The following is a 21883-nucleotide window of genomic DNA, read 5'->3' on the forward strand; positions in this document are numbered from 1 at the left end:
GGGTGACGCGGTGGAGCATGGGCATTTTTTGGATAATGTGGTGATGGCGGAGGCTGGGCGGTATGCTAGTGTCTTACCAATCGATTTGGGAAGATGCGCCGCCATGGCAATGTTTTGGTTGTTTTTGACGCTGCTGATCGTGCTGGTGGTCGGCAACGCCCTGACCCTGTTGCGGACGGCGAAGAAGCCGAAAATCCCTGGGGGCGTCCGGCCCAAGCCCTACCAGGACGACGACGGAGCCGGCTGGTGAGGCGGTTTCATTCGCCGATGATTTTCACCAGCACCCGTTTTTTGCGCTTGCCGTCGAATTCGCCGTAGAAAATCTGTTCCCACGGTCCGAAGTCCAACCGGCCCTCGGTGATGGCGACCACCACTTCCCGGCCCATCACCTGGCGCTTGAGGTGGGAATCGCCGTTGTCCTCGCCGGTGCGGTTGTGCTGGTAGCGGCCGAGGGGGGCGTGCGGGGCCAGTTGTTCCAGCCAGGCCTCGAAATCGCGGTGCAGGCCGGGCTCGTCGTCGTTGATGAATACCGAGGCGGTGATGTGCATGGCGTTCACCAGCACCAAGCCTTCCCGCACGCCGCTTTCGAGCAGGCAGGTTTCGATCTGCGGGGTGATGTTGAGGAAGGCGATCCGGCTCGGGGTGTCGAACCAGAGTTCTTTGCGATAGCTTTTCATGGGCCTGAAGCTCCGGGGCAAGGAAGGGACGGCTGGCCGCGCCGGGGCGCGGTGACAAGCCAATGGTGCGGCGGAAGCCCCACGGTCCGCAAGTTGAAATTTGGCCGCGCCGGACCGGATTGTCGGTGGGATGCGGATTGTCGCCTTGACATGGGTTAACATGCGGTAAAATTGCGTGATGGATCGCAGAATCGTCGTGGTGTTTTTGGTAGCGCGATGGCTGGGGAAGGGCGATGCCGCCGCCAATAGCCGTCGCTGTGGCGGCGGGATGCGCCGTGGTTTGATTCTTGCTCTATTTTGCCGGGCGCTCTTGCTGGAGTGCGGGTCGGCGGGCGCCAACGAACTGGCCGACACCGTCGTCAAGGTCAAACCCTCCATCGTCGGCATCGGCACCTACCAACATACGCGGACGCCGCCCGCCGTGTTCCGGGGCACCGGCTTCGTGGTGACCGATGGCCTGCATGTGCTGACCAACGCCCACGTCCTGCCCGAGGCGGTGGACCAGGCCAAATTCGAGAGCTTGGCGGTGTTCGCGGCGGACGGCAAGGGGCAGAACGCCCGGCAGGCGGCGGTGGTCGCCGTGGACCAGGATCATGATACGGCGTTGTTGCGGATCGGGGGGACGCCTTTGCCGGCATTGCGGTTCGGCGATGGCGGCAAGGTGCGGGAAGGCGAGGAATATGCGTTCACGGGCTTTCCCATCGGCGTGGTGTTGGGTTTGTACCCCGTGACCCATCGGGGCATTGTGTCGGCCATCAGCCCGATCGCCATTCCCCAGCTCAACGCCAGGAGCCTCGATCCCAAAATGGTCCATCGTTTGACGACGCCCTATGAGATATTCCAATTGGACGCGACCGCCTATCCTGGAAACAGCGGTAGTCCTCTTTACAGTATCAAAACCGGCGAGGTGGTGGGTATTCTCAACAAGGTGTTCGTGCAGGAATCCAAGGAAAACCTGCTCGAAAGGCCCAGCGGTATCAGTTATGCCATACCGATTAAGTATGCCATTGATTTGATTCCAAAATAGGAATCCGCTTTGGTCGGCGGCCCCGCTGGGAGGTTGACCCCGATGCCGTCATTGGATACAAAGGCGTCCGGGTTTCGGCCCAGGGTTGGGGGAACGGCCCCAAAGCCCGCCGACAGGGGGCCATGTTTGGGTTTCAAAGACTTCGCGGAGCGTTTCCTCCACAAGTCCAAAGCGGTTCCGGTTTCATGGAACCGTTGTTTTTTCCACGTAAGGTTTAACGTGAGCCGTGGGACAGGGTGGCAGGCCACGAACGGGCGGCAGGGGATGCATGGCCCGGCGCGCGGCTTTTACGGCCCGTGTTGTAACCGTATAGCACCGACTTATGCCGCGCTATCCGCGCGTTGTCCAACTTACCCATAAGAGGTTAGGGTTATGTCCGATGAAAACAAAAAGGCGGGGGTATTCGCCGAGCGGCACGAGCGATCCGCGGGGTTGAATTCGGCCGCGGTGCCGGATTTCACCAAGCGGCGTTTGGTCCGGGGCGCGGTGGCGGGAGCGCCCGTGTTGCTGACCTTGCGCAGTGGCGCATTGGCGGCGGAATCTTGTAGCGGGGTTCAATCGGCGGGTATCAATACGGCGAATGTCACGGGTGGCAGTGGCACGATACAGGCCGCGATTCAGGCCGGTACCGGCAACCCACCCTATACGCCTGCCCAAGGCGATTACTGCGTCACCCAATATTTCACGTGCTCGAACACCAGCAACACCTTTCCGCGTGTGCAGAGTGATCTGCCCCTGGATGTGAATTCTTCCATCGGCGTCGTGACCGAGACCAGTTCGGGTTCCGGTGTCTACCAATGCAAGAATCTTTCGGGGACCCCCTTGAATGGCGCTTTGGCTATCGCGAGTTCGGTCACCAGTTTCTATTGACCGGGGGTGGCGCGGTGGTGGAAGCCGGGGAACTGATGCGGAGGGCGGCCTCGGCGGGCGGGTTGCTATGGCGGGATTGGGGCGACGATTACATCGTCTACCAACCTTCTTCCGGCGAAACCCATGTTTTCAATCAAACCACCGCGTTGATCCTGGAACGGCTCAAGCAGGGTCCGGCCTCCTTGGAGCAGGTGTTGGTTTGGATCGTGCGGTTGCTGGAACTCGGGCCACAGGAATTGGCCCTCGACCATTTGCGGATCGCCGCTAAGCGTTTGGATGAACTGGGCCTGATCGAGTGGGTGGAACCGGCCCCGGCCCGCCCATGACCGTAGGCGGTTTGCCAGTGCCGACCGTGGCATCCTTGCTGGGCGGCGCGGGGTTGGCGGTTCGGATCGGACCTTTCAATATCAGGATCCGGGCGGTGCCGGCGCGGTTGGCGGCGACCCTCCACCACCTCTATGGGCTGTATTCCCTGGCGCGGCCCGACGATTTCACCGATATCCACGTCGAGATCGCCTGGACCCACGCCCTGCGCCGCTGGGTCCGCCCCCAGGTATTGTTCCTCGTCGATGGCCGGCCCCCTTTCGCGCCCCATCCCGCCGAACACGCCTTTCCGGCCTTGGAATGGGGTATCAATTGGTGCGTGGCCACCCGCGCCCATCATTTCCTGATGCTGCATTCCGCCGTGGTCGAGCGCGGCGGTTACGCGATGCTGTTTCCCGCCGCGCCGGGGCATGGCAAATCCACCCTGTGCGCCGCGCTCATCCATTCCGGCTGGCGCTTGATGTCCGACGAGTTCGGCTTGGTCAGGCCGGAGGACGGCCTGTTGTTGCCGATGCCGCGCTTGATCCCGCTCAAGAACGAGTCCATCGCGGTGATGCGGCGGTTCCGTCCCGGAGCCGTGATCGGCCCCGCGTTCCATGGCACGCGCAAGGGCACCGTGGCCCATGTCCGGCCCCCGGAGGACAGCATCCGCCGCGCCGACGAACCCGCCCGCGCCCGCTGGTTGGTGTTCCCGCGCTGGACGGCGGGCGCGGCGCTCCGCCTCGATCCCTTGCCGAAAAGCCAAGCCTTCCTCATGGTCGCCACCAACGCCTTCAATTACGAGGTGCTGGACGAAACCGCCTTCCGGCTGGTGGCGGAAATGGTGGACGCCTGCGATTGCTATGCGCTGGTCTATTCCGACCTCGACGAGGCCATGGCCCGCCTCGACGCCTTGTGCCGCGATGTCCATGGCTAGCGGCGCGGAACCCACCCAAAAGGCGCGGAGCCTGTTGCTGGCGGCCCTGCGCGATCCCGGCGGTTTGCCCGCGCGGTCGGCCAAGGAGTGGGAGTTATTGGTGCGCCTGGCCCGCTCCGTCCGCTTGCTCGGGCGTTTGGAGGCCGATTTGGCGCGGATGGGCCTGCTCGGCGCGATCCCCCGCCCGGCGGCGGATCATTTGACGGCGGCCCGCCATGTGATCGAACACCGCAACCGCTTGGTGGCCTGGGAAATCGACCGCATCCTGTGGGCGCTCAAGGGCTGCGCGACCCCGCTGATCCTGCTCAAGGGTTCGGCCTATCTGCTGGCCGGCTTGCCGCCGGCGCGGGGCCGGATTTTCGCCGACGTGGATTTGCTGGTGCCGGAGGCCGGGATCGGTGAAATCGAATCCCGCTTGATCGGACGCGGCTGGTTCCAACTCAAGCTCGACCCCTACGACGACCGTTATTACCGCCTGTTGATGCACGAGGTGCCGCCGTTGCGCCATCGCGAGCGCGGCACCGAGATCGATATCCACCACCGCATCCTGCCGCGCAGCAGCCGCCTCCCGTCCGAACCCGCGCCCTTGTTCGCCGCCGCCCGGCCCCTCGGCGCGGGCCGCCTCCACGTCCTCGCGCCCATCGACATGGTGCTGCATTCGCTGGTGCATTTGTTCCTGGAGGGCGATCCGCAAGAAGGCTTGCGCCTGCGGGATTTGCTGGATACCCACGACCTGCTATGCCATTTCGGCGCGGTGCCCGGTTTCTGGGATGGCTTGCTGCCCAGGGCGCGGCTGCTGGGCTTGGAGCGGCCCTTGTACTACGGGTTGTGTTTCGCGCGGCGGTTCTTCGCCACCCCGGTGCCGCCGGAGGTGGTCCGCGCCGTCGAGGCCGTGGCCCCGCCCCAGCCCTTGGGCGGATTGATGGATTATCTGTTCGGTTTCGCCTTGTTGCCGGACCATCCCGATTATCCCAGCCGCCGCGCGGCGGTGGCGCGGTGGCTGATCTATGTTCGCGCCCATTGGTTCCGGATGCCCGCCGCCACCCTCGCCGGGCATTTGGCCTACAAGGCTTCCCTGAGGCTGCGCGGGGTCCGCAAGCGGGTCGATCTGACCCGGCTGGATTTGCGCCAGCAGTGAGGGCCGCAAGTGTTCCCCGGCGCGGAAAATCCGGTTAGAGTTGGTGGCGGGACCGCGCCGGAACCTCCATTCCCGGCGCGGTTCCAAGCGCTTCCCCAGAATCCAATCCCAAGAGCATCCCCGACACCCGCATGACCACAGAGCAATTGCTTCAACTCGTATTATTCGCGCTGGACGACGGCAAGGGCCGCGACATCAAGATCATCGATGTGCGCGGCAAGACCAATATCGCCGATTTCATGGTGATCGCCAGCGGCACTTCGGAACGCCATGTGAAATCCCTCGCGGGCCATGTCGTCGAGGAAGCCAGGAAGAACGAAACCCAGCCCATCGGCGTGGAAGGCGAGAACGTCGGGGAATGGGTGCTGGTCGATCTCGGCGACGTGGTCGTCCATGTGATGAAGCCGCAGACCCGCGAGTTCTATCAACTCGAAAAGTTCTGGTACGGCGATTATCCGGCGGCGTTGCATTGAGCGCCGCCCGCGGCCCGGACCGGGCGCGAGCCGCCCCGGTCCCTTTCGCGCAGACCTGAGCGATGCTGCCCGAACACCACCGGCAATCGGCCTCCCTGCGCGCCCGTTTGATCCTGCCCGCCGGCCTGGTGCTGCTGGTGACCTTCGTCGGCACCCTGGGCTATGCCTGGCTGGGCCGCGAGCAGGGCGCGACCGTCCTCGACGCCTTGTTCATGACCGTCATCACCATCACCACCATCGGCTACGGGGAGGTGATCCGGCTGGACGCGGCGGGCCGCATCTTCACCATGGGCGTCGCCATCACCGGCATCGGCAGCCTGTTCTACACCCTGACGGTCATCATGGACAACCTGGTCGGTAGCCGCCTGCTGGACCCTTTCGGAGAGAAAAAAATGCAGCGCGAGGTGCAGAAGCTCAAGGAGCATATCATCATCGCCGGGTTGGGCCGGGTGGGGAAACAGGCCGCCGCCGAGTTGGAAGAGGCCAAGGTGCCGTTCATCATCGTCGATCCCAGGCCGGAGGTGCATGGCTACGCGGTGCAGCGCAATTATCTGTCGATACAGGGCGACGCCAGCGACGACGCGGTATTGGAACAGGCCGGCATCTGCCGGGCCAAGGGCTTGATCGTGACCAGCGGCGACGACGCCAACAACCTCTATATCGTGCTGTCGGCGCGGGTGTTGCGGCCCGATCTGTTCATCGTGTCGCGGGCGGTGGATGAATCCAGCGTGTCCAAGCTGATCCGGGCCGGGGCCAACCGCGCCATCAGTCCCTACGCCATCGGCGGGCGGCGCTTGGCGCATTTGATCCTCAGCCCCGCCGTGGTCGATTTCTTCGACACGGTGATCCGCAAGGGCGAGGAGAGCATCAACCTGGAGGGGATCGAGGTCCGCGCCGGCGCCCAGGCGGTGGGCCATAGCCTCGCCGGGTTGCAACTCCGGGAAAAGACCGGGGCGTCGGTCCTGGTGGTGATGCGCGGCAACCGGGTGTTGCCCAATCCCGAACCGGAATTGGTGCTGCACCCCGGCGACCGCCTGCTGGCCTTGGGCACGGTCGAGCAATTGGACCGGCTCGAAGCCTTGGTCGGGGAGTGAGTCCTTGGTTTATTCCGCCGCGCCCGGTCCCGCGAATTGGTGGGCGGCGACCGGGGTGCCGCCGATGAGATGTTCCTGGATGATGCGTTCGATCACCTCGGGCGTGCAGCCGCGATACCACACGCCTTCCGGGTAGACCACGGCGACCGGGCCTTCCATGCATACCCGGAGGCAATTGGCCTTGGTGCGGCCGATCCCGCCCGTGTCGTTCAATCCCAGTTCCTTCAGCCGCCGCTTCAGGTAGTCCCAGGATTCCAGCCCCGCCTCCAGGCCGCAGCATTTGGCCTTGTCCGGCCCCGCGCACAGGAAGATATGGTGTTTGAGTCCACCCAGGTTCAGGGTTTCCTTCATGGCCCGTAGTTCGGGGGAGATCGTCGCTTCGCTCATGGTGGGTCTCTTGGGTTGGGGGAATATCCGGTTCAGGGGTGTTCGGGCCAGACGCGCTGGAAACCGTCGCGGTTGGGCATCTTGATCGCGGCCAGGGTTTTGGCGTCGAGCGTGGCCTGTGCGCCGAGCAGGCCGTTGAGATGCAGCAAGTAGGCGGTGACGGCGTAGACTTGGTTGTCGTCCAGGCTGCGCGGGGCGTCGATGGGCATGGCGCGGCGCACATAGTCGAAGACCGTGGTGGCATAGGGCCAATAGGCCCCGAGGGTGCGGTCGGGATGCGGGCTGTTGGGCGGCGATCCCCCGGCCAGTTCCTCGGCGCTGCCGCCCACGCCCTGGGGGCCGTGGCAGCCGGCGCAGCGGCTGGCGTAGAGGGCCTTGCCTGCGGCCACCGTGCCCTGGCCGGGCGGAAGTCCGCTGCCGTCCGGGAAGACGTTGATGTCCTGGGCGGCGATTTCCTGCGGGGTGGCGGGGCGGCCCAGTTCCGGGCCTTCGGGCGCGGCCTGGGCCGGGTCCACCCATAGCGATGCCGACACCAGGGCCGCCGCTAGCCGCTTAGGCGTAGACATGGCTGAGGCTCCCGTCGGCGGCCACCGCCCAGGCGACGATGGCGTTGTAATGGAAATAGCCATTGCGGCCGCGCTCGTCGACGAGGACCGCCCGTTCCGGTTGGACATAGCCGGTTTCGTCCACGGCCCGGCTTTTCAGCACCAAAGGCTGGCCGCTCCAGCGCCAGGGCAGGCGGAAACGGGTGAAGCATTGCGGCAGTACCGGCTCCTGTAACGCGGCCTCGGCCCAACTCTTGCCCCCGTCGGCGGAAACCTCCACCCGCTTGATTTTGCCCCGCCCGCTCCAGGCCAGCCCACTGATTTGATACAGCCCCGGTCCCCGCAACCTGTGGCCTGGCGAGGGATGGGTGATGAAGGATTTGGCCTCCATGACGAAGCTGAATTGCCGGGCGATGCCCGAAGGTTGCGGTTCGGTGTACTGGGCGGTTTCGTTGCGGGCCATGGCCGGCTCCTTCGCGGCTTGCAGGCGGCGCAGCCATTTGACGTTCAGCACCGCTTCCCAGCCGGGCAGGATGATCCTGATGGGATAGCCATTTTCCGGGCGGAGGCGCTCGCCGTTCTGGTAGAGGGCGACCAGGGCGTCGTCCAGGGCTTTTTCCACCGGGAGGCTTATGTCGAGGGCGGCGGCGTCGGCCCCTTCGGCGATCAGCCAGCGGGCTTCGGGCAGGAGTCCGGCTTCGTCCAGCAGGGTCGCCAAGGGTACGCCGGTCCATTCGCTGCACGAGGCCAGCCCGTGGAAATAACCCACCGGGGTTTGGATCGGCTCCGCGTGCCAGCCCGCGTTGCTGTTGCCGCCGCATTCGACGAAGCACAGCCGCGACACCAAGGGATAGCGCAGCAAATCGTCCACGCCGAAGCTCAGGGGGTTTTTGACCAGGCCATGGATGAGCAGGCGGTGCTGGTCCGGGTCGATGCGCGGCACGCCGTTGTGGTGGCGCTCGAAATGCAGGCCGTTGGGCGTGACCATGCCTTCCAGCCGGTGCAGCGGGGTCCAGGAGATGCCGTTGCCGGGCGCGCCCGGATTGGCGGAAATCCAGCGGATGGTGGCCTGCTCGGACGGCGAGGGCTGGCCGTAGTTGCTGAAGGGCGCGCCCGGTGTTCTCATCCAGGGCGGCGGTTCCTCGCCCGCCATGGCCTCGAAACCAGCCCAGGCGAGGCCGGCCCCCAGGCTTTGCCGCAGGAATAGGCGGCGGTCCAGCAAGCCACCGGCGGCGACCGGGGCCCAGGCGTCGGGGTCGGGTGTATGGGGGTGTGGCATCGCGTTTCCCTGGGAATGGGTGGTCGCGCGGATATTAACCGATTTTCGCGTGCCTACGCGCGGGGGCATGGGGCTTTGGAAGGATGGGGCGGAAAGGGCGGCGGTACCGGCCACCCTTTCCTATTCCTACGTTGGAGGCTTTATCCTGTGGGCGATAAAGCGCGGGGGACACGAAACAATTATTCGCTACAAGGAACGTTTTAATCCCTTCTTGCTCAGGTCTTGGGGCGATGGCCGGGCCGGGGGTAACGGAGACCCAAATTAACAATGCGCTGGTCTTAATCCCTTCTTCTTCAGGTCTCGATTCGCGCCAGGGGCATGAAAAACCGAGTCAAAACCGACGGCGGTATTAATGCCTTCTTCATCAGGCCCAACGGCAAAGGTCGCGCAAACTAAATGTCCAAGCCGAAGATGGTCGTAATCCCTGCTTGATCAGGTCGTGGCTTCGGCGTGGCGGGGGACCGGCCCGGCTCATTCCCAACGTTGCTCGCATGGCCGCCCGCTGGGGACGGGCCGGTGATAAGCATAACCGAGCCGGGCGGATCGGTAAATCCTGAAAATACATCGGGCCGGGTTCGGAAAATACCGCACGGGCCATCCCGCTTCTCCATTACAATGCCCGCCGCCATCGCTTATCAACCAGGACGCAAGCAAGATTCCGGGAGGTTCCGCCATGCGTATGAATATCGTGTTGGGATTGGCATCCCTGCTGGCGGTGGGCACCGTGCCATCCGCCGCGTTCGGCTTCGCGGTCGGCCATCATGGTGGCATCATCCTCGATTGCACCGCGCCGGTGTTCTTCGAGGAGTCGCCGCCCAAGGACGCCAAGGTGGCCGCGTTCGACCGGTTTTCGTTCACCGCCTCCGACGACACCGACCCCGAGACCCTCAAGGCCTGGGTCAACGCCCAACCCGTCGAGATTACCATCACGCCCCAGCCCAGTGGCCGCTTGACGGTGGCGGGCAAGCTGGCCCAGCCCCTCACCCAGGGCAAGGCCTGGATCAAGGCCACCGGCGTCAGCCACGATGGTTGCGACCAACTCCACACCTGGAATGTCTACATCGCCCCCTGAGCCGCGCTTAAAACCCATGGCGCCGAGAGGGCCGCGACCGGTCGAAGCGTTCTGGAAGGGCGGACTTCGGTTCTAGTCCATGTTGATCAGGCTATTTTGGGTCCCCAAAACCGGCAGGTCCGGCTGTCCCGCCGGGTTCGCCGCCGCGATCCGGTGGCGGCGCGCGGCCCGCGCTTGCCTATTCGCGGTCTTGGGATTCTTCCTGCTGGCCTGCGTGTTGCTGGGCTTGGTGTTGCAGGCCGAACCCCTGCTCGAACCCGGCTCCCAGCCCGCCCAGCGTTATTTCGCCCGGACCCGCGGCCTGATCCGGGAGACCGTCCACGCCGGCGATAACAGCGGGAAAACGCTGGTCCTCACCGCCGACGACCTGACCGCCGCCGCCAATTTCGCCATCCTCCGCAAGAAGCTGGAAGGCCGCGCCGAGTGCCGCATCGAGGGCCGCCGCCTGAACCTGACCGCCAGCGTCCGCCTGCCTTTCCGCGCCTTCAAACTGTTCCTCAACCTCCGTGTGATCGCCGACGACGCCCGGCCCCAGGCCATCATCAAGCGGCTGAAGCTGGGGCGGCTCAGTATCCCCGCGCCCTTGACCGGCTGGCTGTTGCGCGGCCTGTTGCATTGGACGCCGCTGGCCCGCTACAGCCGGGTCGGCGAGCGCTTGGTCGAGCAGGTCCGCATCCAGGACGATGGCCGTCTGGCCCTGGTCCTCAACTGGAACCGGGACGCCCTGGCGCAGGCCGAGGGGTTGATCACCGATCTGGCGGACAAGGAGCGGCTCCTGGCCTATCACGACAAACTGGCGGAGGTGGTGGGCCAACCCAACCTCAAGCGTTTCGTGCGGCTGGGTGCGTTGTTCCAGCCCTTGTTCGCGCTGGCCAAAGCCCGCTCCCAGGACGATAACGATCCGGTGGCCGAGAACCGCGCCTTGATCTTCGTGCTGGGGGCCTATGTCAATGGCCGGAGCCTGGCGGCGGCTTTGTCGCCGCTGTCGGCCAAGCCCGCCCATCTCGGGGTGTTGTTGAACCGCCGCATCGATACCGCCCAGCATTTCATGGGCTCGGCCAGCATCGCCACGGCGGGGCACGGCACCCTGGTCGATATGATCGGGCTGGCGAAGGAGATGAACGACACCCACGACGGCAGCGGTTTCAGTTTCATCGATTTGGCGGCGGACCAGGCCGGGGCGCTGTTCGGCATGACGGCGGTGCGTTCGGCGGAGAAGGCCCGTAGGTTCCAGGAGGTGTTGAGCCAGAGCAACGACGAGGGCTTGTTCATGCCGGCCATCCGGGATTTGCCGGAGAACCTGAGCCCCGAGGCGTTCGCGGCGCGGTTCAAGGAGGTCGATAGCCCTGAATTCCAGGCCATGAAGGCGGGGATCGAGGAGCGCATCCTGGCTTGCCCGGTGTATCGGTAGCCCGGATTCCACCGCCGTATCCGGGTTGGGGGCGGCGTGGCGGCCTCAGGCGGTTTTGCGGGCCGTCACCCATTTCACGCTGTAATCCAGCAGGAAGAACAGCACCGCCGCCAGGGCGCAATATTTCCCGAGTTCCGCCAGGTCGGCCCGGATCGCGCCCGCGCCCATGAGGCTGGCGGTCACGCCCAGCGGCAGGAAGCCCAGGAAACTGCCGATCCAGAAATCCCGGTGCGTGACCGGGCTCCAGCCCAGCAAGATATCGTTGTACAGGCCGCTGATCGGCAATTGCCGCACCAGCAGCACCGACCACCAGCCCCGGCCCACCGGCACGGTGATGGTTTTGAGCTTGGGATATTTCTGCAATAGGCGCTCCGGGGCGATCCGCCGCGCCAGCAGGAACACCCCGTAAGCGCCCAGCAAGGTGCCGAAGTGGCTGAGGACGAAGCCCCAGCCGAAACCGAAGCTCCATCCCGCCAGGAAGCAGAACAACAGCCGCGGCGCCCCCAGCCCGGTCAGGAGGGCGGAGGCCAGGAAGAACACCGCCGGCGCGGCCAGCCCGGTGGCGGCGAGTTGGGCCTTGACCTGGGAGCCCAGGAGCAGCCAGTCCTTGGGCAGCGCGAGCAGGAGGGCGAGGCTCGCGCCGAGGGCGAGGCAGAGCAGCAGGGCGGATAGGAATTTCATGCGGGAGGGATTCCGGGATGGATGGGGGAGGACCATGCTAAGGCGCGGACTCCGCGTCCTGGAATGGGCCGCGCATAGACGCAGCGTTCACAGCGAGGAAAGGGCGGCGGCGGAACTGGCGGGGCCGGCCACGCCGACTTCCTTGCAGACCTCGGAGAACTCCTTCTTCCAGGGGTCTTTGTTATAGCCCCAATCGCCCTCGCCGAGCAGTTTCAGGCCCAGGGCCAGTTCTTTTTGCACCTGATCGACGATGCCGTCGCCTTCCACCTCCCACAGGGCTTGGGCGTAGAACAGATGGTTGAGCGGATGGCCGGGATATTGGTCCCGCGCCCGCTTCAGGAGGTCCAGCGCCTTGTCGCCATCGCCGATCCCGGCGGGCCAGGGCGGGGCTTTGAGGTATAGCATCCCCAGGAGGCGCAGCGGCCCGCCGTCGTCCAGTTCCGGGCTGAGCTCCACCGCCCGCTTCATTTCGCGTTCCAGCCGGGACAGGTTCTGCGCGGCCAGGGCCACATCGTGGCGCACCGCCAGCCCGAGGTTGGCGGCGAGGTAATAATGCACCGCGCCCTTGTTTTCCCCGCCCAGGGCCAACGCCTTGTCGGAGAAGCGCACGCCTTCGGAAGCCAGTTTGACCTGCCGCTCGGGGTCGGTCTCGCGCTCGGCCAGGTGCAGGCACAGGCGGCTGCCCAGCGATGTCCGCAACAAGGCCGGGTCTTGGGTATCGCGCAGGGCTTCCAGGGCGCATTCCAGCGCGGGCGTGGCGCTGTGGGGGCCGAGTTGGGTTTGGCGGGCGGCGAGGCTGGCGGTGGTTTCCTTGGGACAGGCGGCGGGATGTTCGAAGCGCACCACATCGCGGTTGAGCCGGGCGCAGCCCCCGGACAACGCCGCCAGCGCCAAGGCGGAAAGCAACGATAGCGGGCGCAAGGTGTTATTTCCCCTGGTTCCACAACTCGACCATGGGCGCGATGCGGCGCTCGTCGGCGGCGACGAAGGCATCCACGCCGAACAATTCGCACAGCTTCTTGCCCTCGGTGTCGGTGCACATGCCTTCCAGGGCCTGGGTGAAACGGGCGCGGTCTTCCGCCGTGGTGGCCTTGCCGTCGGCCACCAGCCCCATCAGAGGGATGTCCTCCGAGGTGAAGACGGCGTCCACCGGGTTTTTCAAAGGCAGGGCGGAGAGCCCCGCGTATTGCTGTTCGTTGAGGATCACCGCGTCCAATTCGCCGCCATCGAGCGAGCGCAAGGCCCGGATGGCTTGGCGCGAGGGTTTGAGATCGAAATCCTGCAAGGGTTGTTTCCCGGCGAACACGATCTTGCCGATGAAATCGGGTTCTTCCAGCACGGTGCCGCCCAGGGATTTGCCCTTGAGATCGGCCAGGGTTTGATATTTGCCGCGCTGGACCACGACCCGGTAGCGCTCGGCGGTGGCACCCTTGATCCTGGGTTGGACCAGGGGGATCAGGTGGTGGGCGGCTTGCGATTCCAGGAACAAGCCCAGCGAGGTGATCATGAAGCCGGGATGCTTGTCGGCCAGGAGTTGGCGGCATTCGGCGGCCTTGGCGGTGAAGACCGAATTCAGGCTGTTGGCGGGCCAGTGGCCGACCCGCTCCACCACCCGCAGCATGGAGGCCATGGCGGCGTTGGCGTCGTTCTCGTTGACCGGCCCGCCGGGATAGCAGACCACGATAGGGGTTTTGGTCGCGGCGGATTCGGCGGCGACCGCGAGGCAGGGAGCCAGCAAACCGGCCAGGAGGGCGGCGATCCGGTGAATTTTGCGCGTCATGGGGGGTTCCTCTCCGGTCATACAGGTCAAACGGACAACACTTGCGGTGGGCATGGGTCCGCGCCGCGGGGGTGGCGATGGCGCGTCGGGTATCTGGGCGTGCGCGGGCGTTTGGCGCGGGGTCCGGTGGTCTAGGTCGGGGTTTGCGGGGCCGGGGAGCGGCGGCGGGTTGCCTATCACCATCGGGCGGGAGCCGTCACGGGAAATGATAAAGCGGGGTATTTTAAAGGGTAAACGTTCAAAGTCGAGGAGGGCGGCGATTTTGGCGGTTTCCAAGGTGTGCATGGGGCTTCCTGCCAGGGTGGAAGGGGAGTGTTCCTTGCGTCGTCCGGGGGGTGTCCCGGCATGATAGCGGGAAACCGGCGTTTTGGGAGCGGGGGCGGGCGCCGGGTTCCATTGGTTGGATTGCGGGGGGCGGCGGCCCGGCTGCCGCAAGTTAAAGGGTGGGCATGGGGACATGCCCACCCGGATGGGCCGTATGCCCGCCCTAGGCCGGGCCGTTCCGTCCGCGCTTGGGGTCGAGCAATTGCCCGATGGCCGGGGCGATCAACAAGGTGGCGGGCAGGCAGCACAACAGGCCGATGGTGATATCGACGCCCAGGGTGGACACGCCCCGGTAGCTCGCCAGGGTGATGGCCCCGAGCCCGGCCAATTCGGTGCCGGCCGCCAGCAAGATCACCTTCCCGGCCACGAGGCTGACTTGCAGCGGGCTGTGGTCCTGGAGTTCGCGCCAACGGTGGCTGAACCACACGCCGTAGTCCACCGCCAAGGCGATCACCAAGGGCAGGGCGATGATATTGGCGTAGTTATATTTGATCCCGGCCAGGGCCATGATGCCCAGCATCCAGCCGCCGCCGATCAACAAGGGCAGCGCCGCCAGCACGGTCCCGCGCACATCGCGCAGGGCCAAGGCCAGCCAGACCAAACACACCGCCAACGCCAACAGCGTGCCGTGGAAGAAGCTCCGCACCACGATCCCGGTGAATTCCTGGTGGGTGATCGGGAAGCCGGTGGCCTCGGGGGAGACGCTGTAGGCGTCCTGGGTCAGGCGTTCCAGGTTGGCCGGATCGTAGACGTTCTCGGCGGGGAAGGCGTAGACGGCGATGGTGCCGTCCTTTGCGAAGAAGCGGTCGCGCAGGCTGGCCGGGATGCCCGCCGGGGTCAGCGGCAGGGCGGAACTCCAGGTCTCCAGCACCGCCAGCCCCTCGCCCGCCGCCGCCAGCAGGGCGCGGAAAAATAGCTCGCTGCGCTCCCGGCCCGCCGCGGGATTTTGGTCGATGGCGGTTTGGAGGGCGGTGAGCTGGTTTCGTACCTGTTCCAGGGGATCGACCAGATCGCTATGCCCCGACGAAAAGGCTTGCTCCTGATACTCCTCGATGCGGGCTAGGCTGGGCGGGAGCAGGGCGCGGAGCCGCTCGAAAGTCGGCATGGGCAAGCCGCCTTGTTCGAGCTTGGCGATTTTGCCGCCATAGCCCTGGCCCGCCACTTCCGTGCCGAGGGCCTGGGCCTGGGCGAGGCGGTGGCCGGCGTCGGTCGGGAACAACCCGGTCAGGGATTGCACCTTGGCGAAGGTTTTGCGCTTTCCGGCGTCCTCGGCGATGCGGCGGGCCTCGGCCATGTCCTTGGCGGTGAAGATGACCACCTCGGCTTGGTAATCGCTCTCCGCCACCATGCGGCGCTGGTAATGGGCGGCTTCGGAATCCTGGGGCAGCAGGGATAGGGCGTCGTAGTCGAAGGGGATGGTGGTGCCGCGCCATACGCCATAGCCCGCGCCCGCCACCGCCACCACGACCAACAGGGCCGCGACCGGCAAGGGAAAAGCGCCTCGACCTTTGCAGATCGCGGGGGGGGTATCCGGTGCGGGCGAATCCTTCAGCTTGGGCGGCAGCATGGCATACAGCGCGGGTTGGACCATCCAGGTGCTGGCCAGGATCAACAGCACGCCGCCCGCCGCCACCCGCCCGAGTTCGGCGAAGCCGGGGAATTCCACCGTGGCCAGGGCGCAGAAGATCAACACCGAAGCCCCGCCCGCCGTAAACACCGCCCCGAACGAGGAACCGATGCCGGTGCCAATGGCTTCGATCAGGGGTTTGCCCGCCCGGCGTTCCTCGGCGATGCGGGACGAGGTGAAGATGCCGTAGTCCGCGCCCAGCCCGAACAGGATGGCGAGGAAACCGGAGGTGATGATGGTCAGGTGCCCCACGCTCAGCCAAGCCAGTCCCAGGCTCCATAAAGCGCCCAGCCCCATCGGCACGAAGATCGCCAAGGCCCAGCGGAAATCCCGCACCACGCCCAGGATCAACACCGCGATCAACACCGCCGCGCTTCCCACCACCAGGGTGATGTCGTGCTCGATGTCGATGTATTCCTCGTATTCCACGGCGGGCAGGCCGGTCAGGCCCACCTTGGGCGGGATGCGGCCTTGGGCCTGGGTTTCCGCCGCCAACGCCTGGGCGGTCCGCCGCACCTGTTCCACGAAGGGCGCGATGGCGGCGAATTCCTCCGAGGCGTCCTGGGCATGGACGAACAGGAACAACATCCGGCCATCGCGCGAGGCGAAATAGCCCTGGGCCAGGGCGTCGGCCTCCGGCTGCTGGGCCAGTAGTTGTGACCAATCCAGCCCGGTGGGCGGTGCCGCCGCCGTGAGCCAGCGCCGCCATTCCGCCAGGATCGCGGCCAGGGTCCGCAAGCCTTGGCCGGCGCTGGCGGGATCGGTCCCGGCCAGCGCGGGCGGGGCTTGGAGCCAGGACCGCGCCCGGTCCAGGGCGGCGTCCAGTTCGGCGGTATCGCCCGGCGGTTTGAGGGCCGCGAGTTTATCCAGGCCCTGCCCGAATTGGCCGAGCTGTTCCGGCGTCATCAGGAGATAGGCATGTTCCAGGAAGAAGCGGGTGTCGAGCCGTTCGCTGGCCTGGGCGATGCCGGGCTGGGCGCGCAGCCTTTCGGCCAATTGGGTGGCGTACTGTTCCAACTCCCCGCGGGGCGCGCCCTCCACTACCACGATGAGGTCGGAGGCCGCGCCGAATTGCTTGAGAAAGTGGTTGAAGCGTTCGGCGACCACGGTGTTTTGCGGTAGCAGCGCCTGGCGGGAGGTGTAGACCGGCAGCCGGGCCATGGCCCAGGCCGACAGCCCGGAAACCAGGAGGACCAGGGCCAGCACCCACCAGGGATGCCGGGCGCAGCTTTGGGCGGCACGGGCCGCGTGGCGGGAAATATCCAAGGGGGAAGGCTCCGGTGGTTGGAATGGGGTCCAGGGCGTTGATGGTTCGGGGTGCAGGATAACAAAAAGGCTTGGCGTTTCCGCGCAAGCCTTGTATGGAGCCGGACGCTCCGGTCGTCCGCCGCCGGAACCGTCCCGGTGTCCCGGCTACGCCTTGCCGTACAGTTCCTCGTCGCAGGCCGCTTGGTCCAGGTCTTCCATCTCGGAGAAATAGTTGTCCACGGCGGGGGCGGGGCCGGTCCGTTGCGGCGCGGGGGCGGCGGATTCGGTCAGGCGGGACATGAACACCCGCATCACATGGTCCACCCCGGCGTCGAGGACCGAGCGCCGGTCCGGGCCGTAATAGCCGCCGGCGGCGTGGGGTCCGGTGATGATTTCGTAGGACGGGAAATAGTAGACGTGGTCGAAAATCCGGGTGGTTTCCTCGGCGGCCACCCGCAACACCGATTTGGAATAGGTGGTCGCCGCCAGCACATGCTGGCCGCTGCGGGTCGCCATCAAGGGGACCGGGGACACCGTCAGGATGGCCCGCGCCTTGGGATTGACCAGGCGCAGTTGCTCGAAGAACCGCTTGAGGTCCGCCACCACCTCGGCGACGCCGAAATTGACGAAGGCGTATTGATCGGGATCGTACACGCCGCCCGCGACGCCGGGGGCCATGGGATAGGCCGCGCCGTCGAGGCGGGAGATCCAGCATTCGGTCAGGCCCAGGGTGAACACCAAAACATCCAGTTCCAGGAACAGGCGGCGCACCGCCTTGAGGTGGTTCTCCATCTCGGCGCGGACCGCCTTCCGGGCGGGGAAACCGTCCGGCTCGATACGGGGCCGGAATGGATCGCAGAAGCTGGTGTTGTCGCGTCTCCACACCGGCTCGATGGGGGTGAAAAACCCGAACGCCCGGTCGAACAATTGCACGAGTTGCCGGGCCGTATAGACATTGCCATAGCGGGCCGAGAAATCGTAGAACCCCCGCGCCCGGCTGGCTTCGTCGTCGGTCGCGGGGGCCTCGGTGACGAAGAAATTGAAACCGCCGCCGCGCAGGCGCTTGGAAATATGCTGGGCGAAGCAACTGCCCGCCGTGGCGACCTTGTCCTCCGGCTTGATCTTGAAACGGACCTCGGTGACCGGGTCCACCTCGCCCGGCGCGGGGTCGCCGACGGATTGTTTCCAATAGGCGCTGTCGGGCAGGCCGACATAGGGATGGCGTTGGGTCTTGCGCGGGGTGCGGTGGATGGTGGACGGCGTGCGGTGGGCGGTGGCCCCTTCCGCCATGACCGAAGCCAGCATGGACAGGACACGGAAGCCGTATTCCGGATTGCCGTGCATGGGGTCGCCGCCGTAGCACTCTTCCCGGAGCAGTCCTTCCGGGGTGAAGACCGACGCGGGCGGTTCGAGGAAGTGGATGCCGTATTCGCCGCCGAGTTGCGCCGCCAGTTCGCAATAGCGCTTCCAGATGCTCCGCCGGATTTCCAAGGGTTCCAGCGGCAAATGGGCGATGCGCTCGATGCGCTCTTCGGAGAACAGCCCTTGCAGTTGGGTGGCGGCCACCGGGGGCGGGGGTGGCAGGAGGAAGGTTTGCGGCGGTAGCAGGGGGCGGAGGAATTCCAGCCAGGTCCTGAGCGGGCTGTTCGGGTCCAGCACCCTGGTGAGATGGGCGAGTTTGTCCTCGTAGCTGATGGCCTCGCCGCCGCACAGGGCCGAGGCCGTCGAAAAGCCATTGATGCAGATGATGCCGAAATCGGCAGCGGTGCTTTTGATCTTCGCCCGCACGGCTTTGGTATTGATCCCGGAGACCTGGCTGGTGGCCCCTCGCGCCGGATCGCGGCGCAGGGCGGCGGGACCGGCTTTTTGCTTCACCGGGCCGTCCGCCTGGTATTGTTTCTCCCGCAGCAAGAGGAACTCGAAGGCCGGGTCGGTTTTACCGTCGAGCCTTTCCCGGTAGGCCGCCCTGAGGCAAAGGATGTGGCTGTGTCCGATGATGATCGCTTTACGCATGTTGTTCTACCCGCGCGCGCTGTGTTCGATGGTTTCAAGGTAGGTTGCGGTTCCGCCCGTTCCGCGCCGCGCTTGGATGCCGGTGGCCGGGGCCAATGGAGGGGGTTGGGCGGGGTTGCGGAGGCGGGCTGTTGTGAACCGCCCGGACGGGATTCGGGGAAGGGCTGGGGTTGGCCCGCACGGGATCGGCGGGTGGTGTGGCTGCTTTAACTAGTGGTGCCCCGGGCCGGGGTCGAACCGGCACGGATTTTACTCCGAGGGATTTTAAGTCCCTTGTGTCTACCAATTTCACCACCGGGGCTGTTTGGAAGCGATCAATTCATCCCGCGCCAAGTCGAACTGGACAGCCAACTTGGTCAGCTCCACGCCGTTTTTCACGCCCAGCTTCTCGAAGGCACGATAGCGGTAGGTGGTCACGGTCTTGGGGCTGATGTTCAGCAGGTCGCCCATTTGCTGCATCGATTTGCCTTGCAGGGTCATGAGGACGAACTGTAATTCCCGGTACGACAGCTGGTCGAAAGGGGTCGTGGTCTGGCCGGGGAGCGAGGCCAGGGCCATCTTGTTCGCCACGTCCTGGCTCAGGTATTTCCCGCCCCCGTGGACCGTCCGCACGGCAGCCATGAGTTCGCTGGGCGGACAGTTCTTCGAGAGATAACCGTCAGCGCCCTGGCTCAGCAGCTGGTGCGGGTATGGACCGTCGGCATAGACGCTCAGGGCCACGATCTTCACTTGCGGATGCTTGTGGTTGATCTTGCGGCAGGCTTCGATGCCGCCCATGCCGGGCATGTTGATGTCCATCAGTATGACATCGGGGTTGAGCTGTTCAGTCAACTCGATGGCCTCTTCCCCCGAAGCGCCCACGCCCACCACGTTCATATCCTTGCCCGCCCGCAACAGGTGTTCGATGCCAGTGCGAACCAGTTCATGATCGTCTACCAGCAGGATATTGATCATAGGATCGTGTGGGGGTCGTTTCCAGGGGTGGCGGAGAGGGAGGGATTCGAACCCCCGGACGGGATCAACCGTCAACGGTTTTCAAGACCGCCGCTTTAAACCGCTCAGCCACCTCTCCTCGTGCTTGTGGCGCGTCGTTGAGCGGGCAAAGGATAACCGATTAGCGCCCCGGTTTCTATCCTTCGCCTTGCCAGAGGCAGCGCCCGCCCGCCGCCTTGGCGATTTCGGCCAGGCGGGCGGCGTGGGCTTCCAGTTCGGTCTCGGTGCAGCGCACGACTTTCAGCCGGGGGTGGTCGCCGGGGCGGGGCGCGCGGGGTTGGAGGTTCAGCGGCGTGGCGGTGGCGTGGGTGGCCGGGGTATCCGGTTCGGATTCGGGTTCCAGGACCAACAACGTCTGGCCGCCGGTCATGGCGAGATAGACCTCGGCCAGGATTTCGGCGTCGAGCAAGGCGCCGTGCAAATCGCGGTGGCGGTTATCGACGCCATAGCGCTTGCAGAGGGCGTCCAGGTTGTTGCGCTGTCCGGGGTGCTTTTTACGGGCCAGCAGCAGGGTGTCGAGGATGGGGCAATGCGCGGCGAGTTCCGGCAGGGCCGGATTCCAGCGCCGTAATTCGTGGTTGAGGAAGCCCACGTCGAAGGCCGCGTTGTGGATGACCAATTCCGCGCCGGTCACGAAGTCCAGGAACCGCTGGGCGACTTGGGCGAAGCGCGGTTTGTCGGCCAGGAAATCCCGGCTTAGGCCATGGACCTTGACCGCCTCGGCGTCGATATCGCGCTCGGGGTTCAGATAGGTGTGGAAATGGTTGCCGGTCAGCTTGCGGTTGAGGATTTCGACGCAGCCGATTTCGATGATGCGATGGCCCTGGGCGGGTTCGAGGCCGGTGGTTTCGGTGTCGAGGACGATCTGGCGCATGATGGATTAACGGCGGGATTGGGGAAGTTCGTCGATGCCCCGGTTGGCGAGGCGGTCGGCGCGTTCGTTCTCGGGGTGTCCGGCATGGCCCTTCACCCATTGCCATTCGACTTGGTGGTCGCGGCGGGCGGCGTCCAACAGCCGCCACAAATCGGCGTTCTTGACCGGGCTGTTGCCGGCGGTGCGCCAGCCCCGGCGGACCCAATTGGGCAGCCATTCCGAGATGCCCTTCATCACGTATTGCGAATCGGTGGCGAGCGTGACTATGCTGGGGCGCTTGAGGGCTTCCAAACCCCGGATGGCGGCGGTGAGTTCCATGCGGTTGTTGGTGGTGGCGGGTTCGCCGCCATATAACTCCAATTCCTTGTCCTTATAGCGCAGCAAAACGCCCCAGCCGCCGGGACCGGGATTGCCCCGGCAGGCGCCGTCGGTGTAGATATAAACGGTATCGCTCATTCGTCGAGGGTGAGTATCTTGGGTTGTTCGAACATATGCCCCGCCGCCAAGCTCGGGGCGTTGATCCACTGCGGTTTGAGCGGGATCAAAGTGTAACGCCGTTTAATGGCTTTAATGGCGTAGGCGAAGGACAGCTCGGCCTTGGTGCGGTCCCAGAGGCTATCGGGCCGGCCCAGCACCTGCGAGGTGGAAATGGAAAAGGCCGCGTTGTATTCGGCCTCGAATTTCATGAGGCCCAGCCAATCCAGCATCCGGTGGCTGCTGACGGAGCGGGTGTGCCAGACGGCGGGTTCGCGGGGCAAGTGGCCGATGAGGCCATGCGGGTTCCAGGGGTTGATCCCCAGGATGAACAAGCGGCCTTCCGGTTTCAGGACGCGCTCGGCTTCCCGCAGGACCTGGTGGCGGTCGGCCTCGAATTCGATGACATGGGGCAGGATCAAGACATCGACACTTTCGCTATCGATGGGGAGTTCGGTGGCGGCGGCGATCAGCGAATGCGGCCTTAAACTGGAAGCGGGGGGAATATCATCGACCAGCACGAAATCGCGCAGGAATTCGGGGTCGATATATAGCGTTTCCGAGCCTAATAAACCAACTTGTAATGTTTTTTGATTATAAGTAAGCTTTAGGGCCGATTGCAGGTAGGATGCCTCTATTGTTTGCAGAATTTGTCC

The 21883-nt window shown here is 65.2% G+C and carries 23 protein-coding genes and 2 tRNA genes; 10 read left to right on the plus strand and 15 right to left on the minus strand.

The genetic code is table 11. From position 1 onward, the window contains the following. Positions 1-103 precede the first annotated feature (103 nt). Complete coding sequence (locus tag K5658_RS03585) at positions 104-250, plus strand: hypothetical protein (protein ID WP_221067072.1); 147 nt, start codon at positions 104-106, stop codon at positions 248-250. A 7-nt stretch (positions 251-257) separates the two neighbouring features. On the opposite strand, the gene K5658_RS03590 is transcribed toward K5658_RS03585, so the two are convergent. Then, complete coding sequence (locus tag K5658_RS03590) at positions 258-677, minus strand: secondary thiamine-phosphate synthase enzyme YjbQ (protein WP_221065621.1); 420 nt, start codon at positions 675-677, stop codon at positions 258-260. Positions 678-855: 178 nt separating this feature from the next. Between K5658_RS03590 and K5658_RS03595 the strand changes: the two genes are divergently transcribed. From K5658_RS03595 to K5658_RS03625, 7 genes are all read left to right on the plus strand, one after another. Further along, positions 856-1704 carry a S1C family serine protease gene (locus K5658_RS03595; protein ID WP_246628557.1) on the plus strand — a complete coding sequence of 283 codons (849 nt, stop codon included), beginning with the start codon at positions 856-858 and terminating at the stop codon, positions 1702-1704. A 372-nt stretch (positions 1705-2076) separates the two neighbouring features. Continuing rightward, entirely contained in the window at positions 2077-2574 is a 498-nt protein-coding gene (locus tag K5658_RS03600; RefSeq protein ID WP_221065622.1) for a hypothetical protein, read from the plus strand. Then, on the plus strand, positions 2571-2900 hold the full coding sequence (locus tag K5658_RS03605) for an HPr-rel-A system PqqD family peptide chaperone (protein WP_221065623.1): 330 nt from the start codon (positions 2571-2573) through the stop codon (positions 2898-2900). Before K5658_RS03600 ends, K5658_RS03605 begins: the two co-directional genes overlap by 4 nt. Before the next feature lie 17 nt (positions 2901-2917). Beyond that, entirely contained in the window at positions 2918-3814 is an 897-nt protein-coding gene (locus tag K5658_RS03610) for an HprK-related kinase A (RefSeq protein ID WP_221065624.1), read from the plus strand. Next, positions 3807-4952 carry a nucleotidyltransferase domain-containing protein gene (locus tag K5658_RS03615; RefSeq protein ID WP_221065625.1) on the plus strand — a complete coding sequence of 382 codons (1146 nt, stop codon included), beginning with the start codon at positions 3807-3809 and terminating at the stop codon, positions 4950-4952. The genes K5658_RS03610 and K5658_RS03615 overlap by 8 nt, the downstream gene beginning before the upstream one ends. A 131-nt stretch (positions 4953-5083) precedes the next feature. Next, a complete protein-coding gene (rsfS, locus tag K5658_RS03620; RefSeq protein WP_221065626.1) occupies positions 5084-5425 on the plus strand; it encodes a ribosome silencing factor in 342 nt (113 codons plus the stop codon). A gap of 62 nt (positions 5426-5487) precedes the next feature. Then, positions 5488-6519: a potassium channel family protein gene (locus K5658_RS03625; protein ID WP_221065627.1), complete on the plus strand. Its 1032-nt coding sequence runs from the start codon at positions 5488-5490 to the stop codon at positions 6517-6519. Between the two features lie 9 nt (positions 6520-6528). Here K5658_RS03625 and K5658_RS03630 read toward each other — a convergent pair whose 3' ends face one another. The 3 genes from K5658_RS03630 to soxC are packed head-to-tail and all read right to left on the minus strand — an operon-like array spanning position 6529 to position 8730. Then, a complete protein-coding gene (locus tag K5658_RS03630; RefSeq protein WP_221065628.1) occupies positions 6529-6906 on the minus strand; it encodes a (2Fe-2S) ferredoxin domain-containing protein in 378 nt (125 codons plus the stop codon). A 32-nt stretch (positions 6907-6938) separates the two neighbouring features. Beyond that, complete coding sequence (locus K5658_RS03635; RefSeq protein WP_221065629.1) at positions 6939-7472, minus strand: c-type cytochrome; 534 nt, start codon at positions 7470-7472, stop codon at positions 6939-6941. Beyond that, entirely contained in the window at positions 7459-8730 is a 1272-nt protein-coding gene (gene soxC / locus K5658_RS03640) for a sulfite dehydrogenase (RefSeq protein ID WP_221065630.1), read from the minus strand. Before soxC ends, K5658_RS03635 begins: the two co-directional genes overlap by 14 nt. Before the next feature lie 673 nt (positions 8731-9403). Here soxC and K5658_RS03645 point away from each other — a divergent pair. Next, the gene (locus tag K5658_RS03645; RefSeq protein ID WP_221065631.1) at positions 9404-9802 is read left to right on the plus strand and encodes a hypothetical protein; all 399 of its coding nucleotides are present in this window, start codon (positions 9404-9406) and stop codon (positions 9800-9802) included. 79 nt (positions 9803-9881) lie between these two features. Continuing rightward, positions 9882-11213, plus strand: coding sequence for a YfiM family lipoprotein (locus K5658_RS03650; protein ID WP_221065632.1), 1332 nt, complete (start codon positions 9882-9884; stop codon positions 11211-11213). A gap of 45 nt (positions 11214-11258) precedes the next feature. On the opposite strand, the gene K5658_RS03655 is transcribed toward K5658_RS03650, so the two are convergent. The 11 genes from K5658_RS03655 to K5658_RS03705 form a co-directional block, all read right to left on the minus strand. Beyond that, entirely contained in the window at positions 11259-11894 is a 636-nt protein-coding gene (locus K5658_RS03655; protein ID WP_221065633.1) for a TVP38/TMEM64 family protein, read from the minus strand. Between the two features lie 87 nt (positions 11895-11981). Continuing rightward, complete coding sequence (gene bstC / locus K5658_RS03660; protein WP_221065634.1) at positions 11982-12815, minus strand: sterol transporter outer membrane protein BstC; 834 nt, start codon at positions 12813-12815, stop codon at positions 11982-11984. A 4-nt stretch (positions 12816-12819) separates the two neighbouring features. After that, on the minus strand, positions 12820-13674 hold the full coding sequence (gene bstB, locus K5658_RS03665; protein WP_221065635.1) for a sterol transporter periplasmic substrate-binding protein BstB: 855 nt from the start codon (positions 13672-13674) through the stop codon (positions 12820-12822). Positions 13675-14161: 487 nt separating this feature from the next. Then, entirely contained in the window at positions 14162-16891 is a 2730-nt protein-coding gene (gene bstA, locus K5658_RS03670; protein ID WP_221065636.1) for a sterol transporter cytoplasmic membrane protein BstA, read from the minus strand. Positions 16892-17038: 147 nt separating this feature from the next. Then, positions 17039-18886: a GSCFA domain-containing protein gene (locus tag K5658_RS03675; RefSeq protein WP_221065637.1), complete on the minus strand. Its 1848-nt coding sequence runs from the start codon at positions 18884-18886 to the stop codon at positions 17039-17041. 214 nt (positions 18887-19100) lie between these two features. Next, positions 19101-19187 (minus strand) — tRNA-Leu (locus K5658_RS03680). Then, the gene (locus tag K5658_RS03685) at positions 19175-19840 is read right to left on the minus strand and encodes a response regulator (protein ID WP_221065638.1); all 666 of its coding nucleotides are present in this window, start codon (positions 19838-19840) and stop codon (positions 19175-19177) included. The genes K5658_RS03680 and K5658_RS03685 overlap by 13 nt, the downstream gene beginning before the upstream one ends. 28 nt (positions 19841-19868) lie before the next feature. Further along, positions 19869-19958 (minus strand) — tRNA-Ser (locus K5658_RS03690). Positions 19959-20015: 57 nt separating this feature from the next. Continuing rightward, positions 20016-20753, minus strand: coding sequence for a DNA polymerase III subunit epsilon (gene dnaQ, locus K5658_RS03695; RefSeq protein WP_221065639.1), 738 nt, complete (start codon positions 20751-20753; stop codon positions 20016-20018). A gap of 6 nt (positions 20754-20759) precedes the next feature. After that, on the minus strand, positions 20760-21209 hold the full coding sequence (gene rnhA / locus K5658_RS03700) for a ribonuclease HI (protein ID WP_221065640.1): 450 nt from the start codon (positions 21207-21209) through the stop codon (positions 20760-20762). Next, a complete protein-coding gene (locus K5658_RS03705) occupies positions 21206-21748 on the minus strand; it encodes a class I SAM-dependent methyltransferase (protein ID WP_221065641.1) in 543 nt (180 codons plus the stop codon). The genes rnhA and K5658_RS03705 overlap by 4 nt, the downstream gene beginning before the upstream one ends. Between the last annotated feature and the right edge of the window lie 135 nt (positions 21749-21883).

The organism is Methylomagnum ishizawai, from assembly GCF_019670005.1.
Taxonomy (GTDB): domain Bacteria; phylum Pseudomonadota; class Gammaproteobacteria; order Methylococcales; family Methylococcaceae; genus Methylomagnum; species Methylomagnum ishizawai.

What these genes read in the sequence shown, in the direction of transcription:
- rsfS (WP_221065626.1), top strand. Translation starts at nt 5,084, where the DNA reads ATGACCACAGAGCAATTGCTTCAACTCGTATTATTCGCGCTGGACGAC.
- K5658_RS03595 (WP_246628557.1), top strand. Translation starts at nt 856, where the DNA reads ATGGATCGCAGAATCGTCGTGGTGTTTTTGGTAGCGCGATGGCTGGGG.
- K5658_RS03615 (WP_221065625.1), top strand. Translation starts at nt 3,807, where the DNA reads ATGGCTAGCGGCGCGGAACCCACCCAAAAGGCGCGGAGCCTGTTGCTG.
- rnhA (WP_221065640.1), bottom strand. Translation starts at nt 21,209, where the DNA reads ATGAGCGATACCGTTTATATCTACACCGACGGCGCCTGCCGGGGCAAT.
- soxC (WP_221065630.1), bottom strand. Translation starts at nt 8,730, where the DNA reads ATGCCACACCCCCATACACCCGACCCCGACGCCTGGGCCCCGGTCGCC.
- dnaQ (WP_221065639.1), bottom strand. Translation starts at nt 20,753, where the DNA reads ATGCGCCAGATCGTCCTCGACACCGAAACCACCGGCCTCGAACCCGCC.
- K5658_RS03645 (WP_221065631.1), top strand. Translation starts at nt 9,404, where the DNA reads ATGCGTATGAATATCGTGTTGGGATTGGCATCCCTGCTGGCGGTGGGC.
- K5658_RS03600 (WP_221065622.1), top strand. Translation starts at nt 2,077, where the DNA reads ATGTCCGATGAAAACAAAAAGGCGGGGGTATTCGCCGAGCGGCACGAG.
- bstB (WP_221065635.1), bottom strand. Translation starts at nt 13,674, where the DNA reads ATGACGCGCAAAATTCACCGGATCGCCGCCCTCCTGGCCGGTTTGCTG.
- K5658_RS03630 (WP_221065628.1), bottom strand. Translation starts at nt 6,906, where the DNA reads ATGAGCGAAGCGACGATCTCCCCCGAACTACGGGCCATGAAGGAAACC.
- K5658_RS03625 (WP_221065627.1), top strand. Translation starts at nt 5,488, where the DNA reads ATGCTGCCCGAACACCACCGGCAATCGGCCTCCCTGCGCGCCCGTTTG.
- K5658_RS03650 (WP_221065632.1), top strand. Translation starts at nt 9,882, where the DNA reads ATGTTGATCAGGCTATTTTGGGTCCCCAAAACCGGCAGGTCCGGCTGT.
- K5658_RS03655 (WP_221065633.1), bottom strand. Translation starts at nt 11,894, where the DNA reads ATGAAATTCCTATCCGCCCTGCTGCTCTGCCTCGCCCTCGGCGCGAGC.
- K5658_RS03635 (WP_221065629.1), bottom strand. Translation starts at nt 7,472, where the DNA reads ATGTCTACGCCTAAGCGGCTAGCGGCGGCCCTGGTGTCGGCATCGCTA.
- K5658_RS03590 (WP_221065621.1), bottom strand. Translation starts at nt 677, where the DNA reads ATGAAAAGCTATCGCAAAGAACTCTGGTTCGACACCCCGAGCCGGATC.
- K5658_RS03675 (WP_221065637.1), bottom strand. Translation starts at nt 18,886, where the DNA reads ATGCGTAAAGCGATCATCATCGGACACAGCCACATCCTTTGCCTCAGG.
- K5658_RS03585 (WP_221067072.1), top strand. Translation starts at nt 104, where the DNA reads ATGGCAATGTTTTGGTTGTTTTTGACGCTGCTGATCGTGCTGGTGGTC.
- K5658_RS03685 (WP_221065638.1), bottom strand. Translation starts at nt 19,840, where the DNA reads ATGATCAATATCCTGCTGGTAGACGATCATGAACTGGTTCGCACTGGC.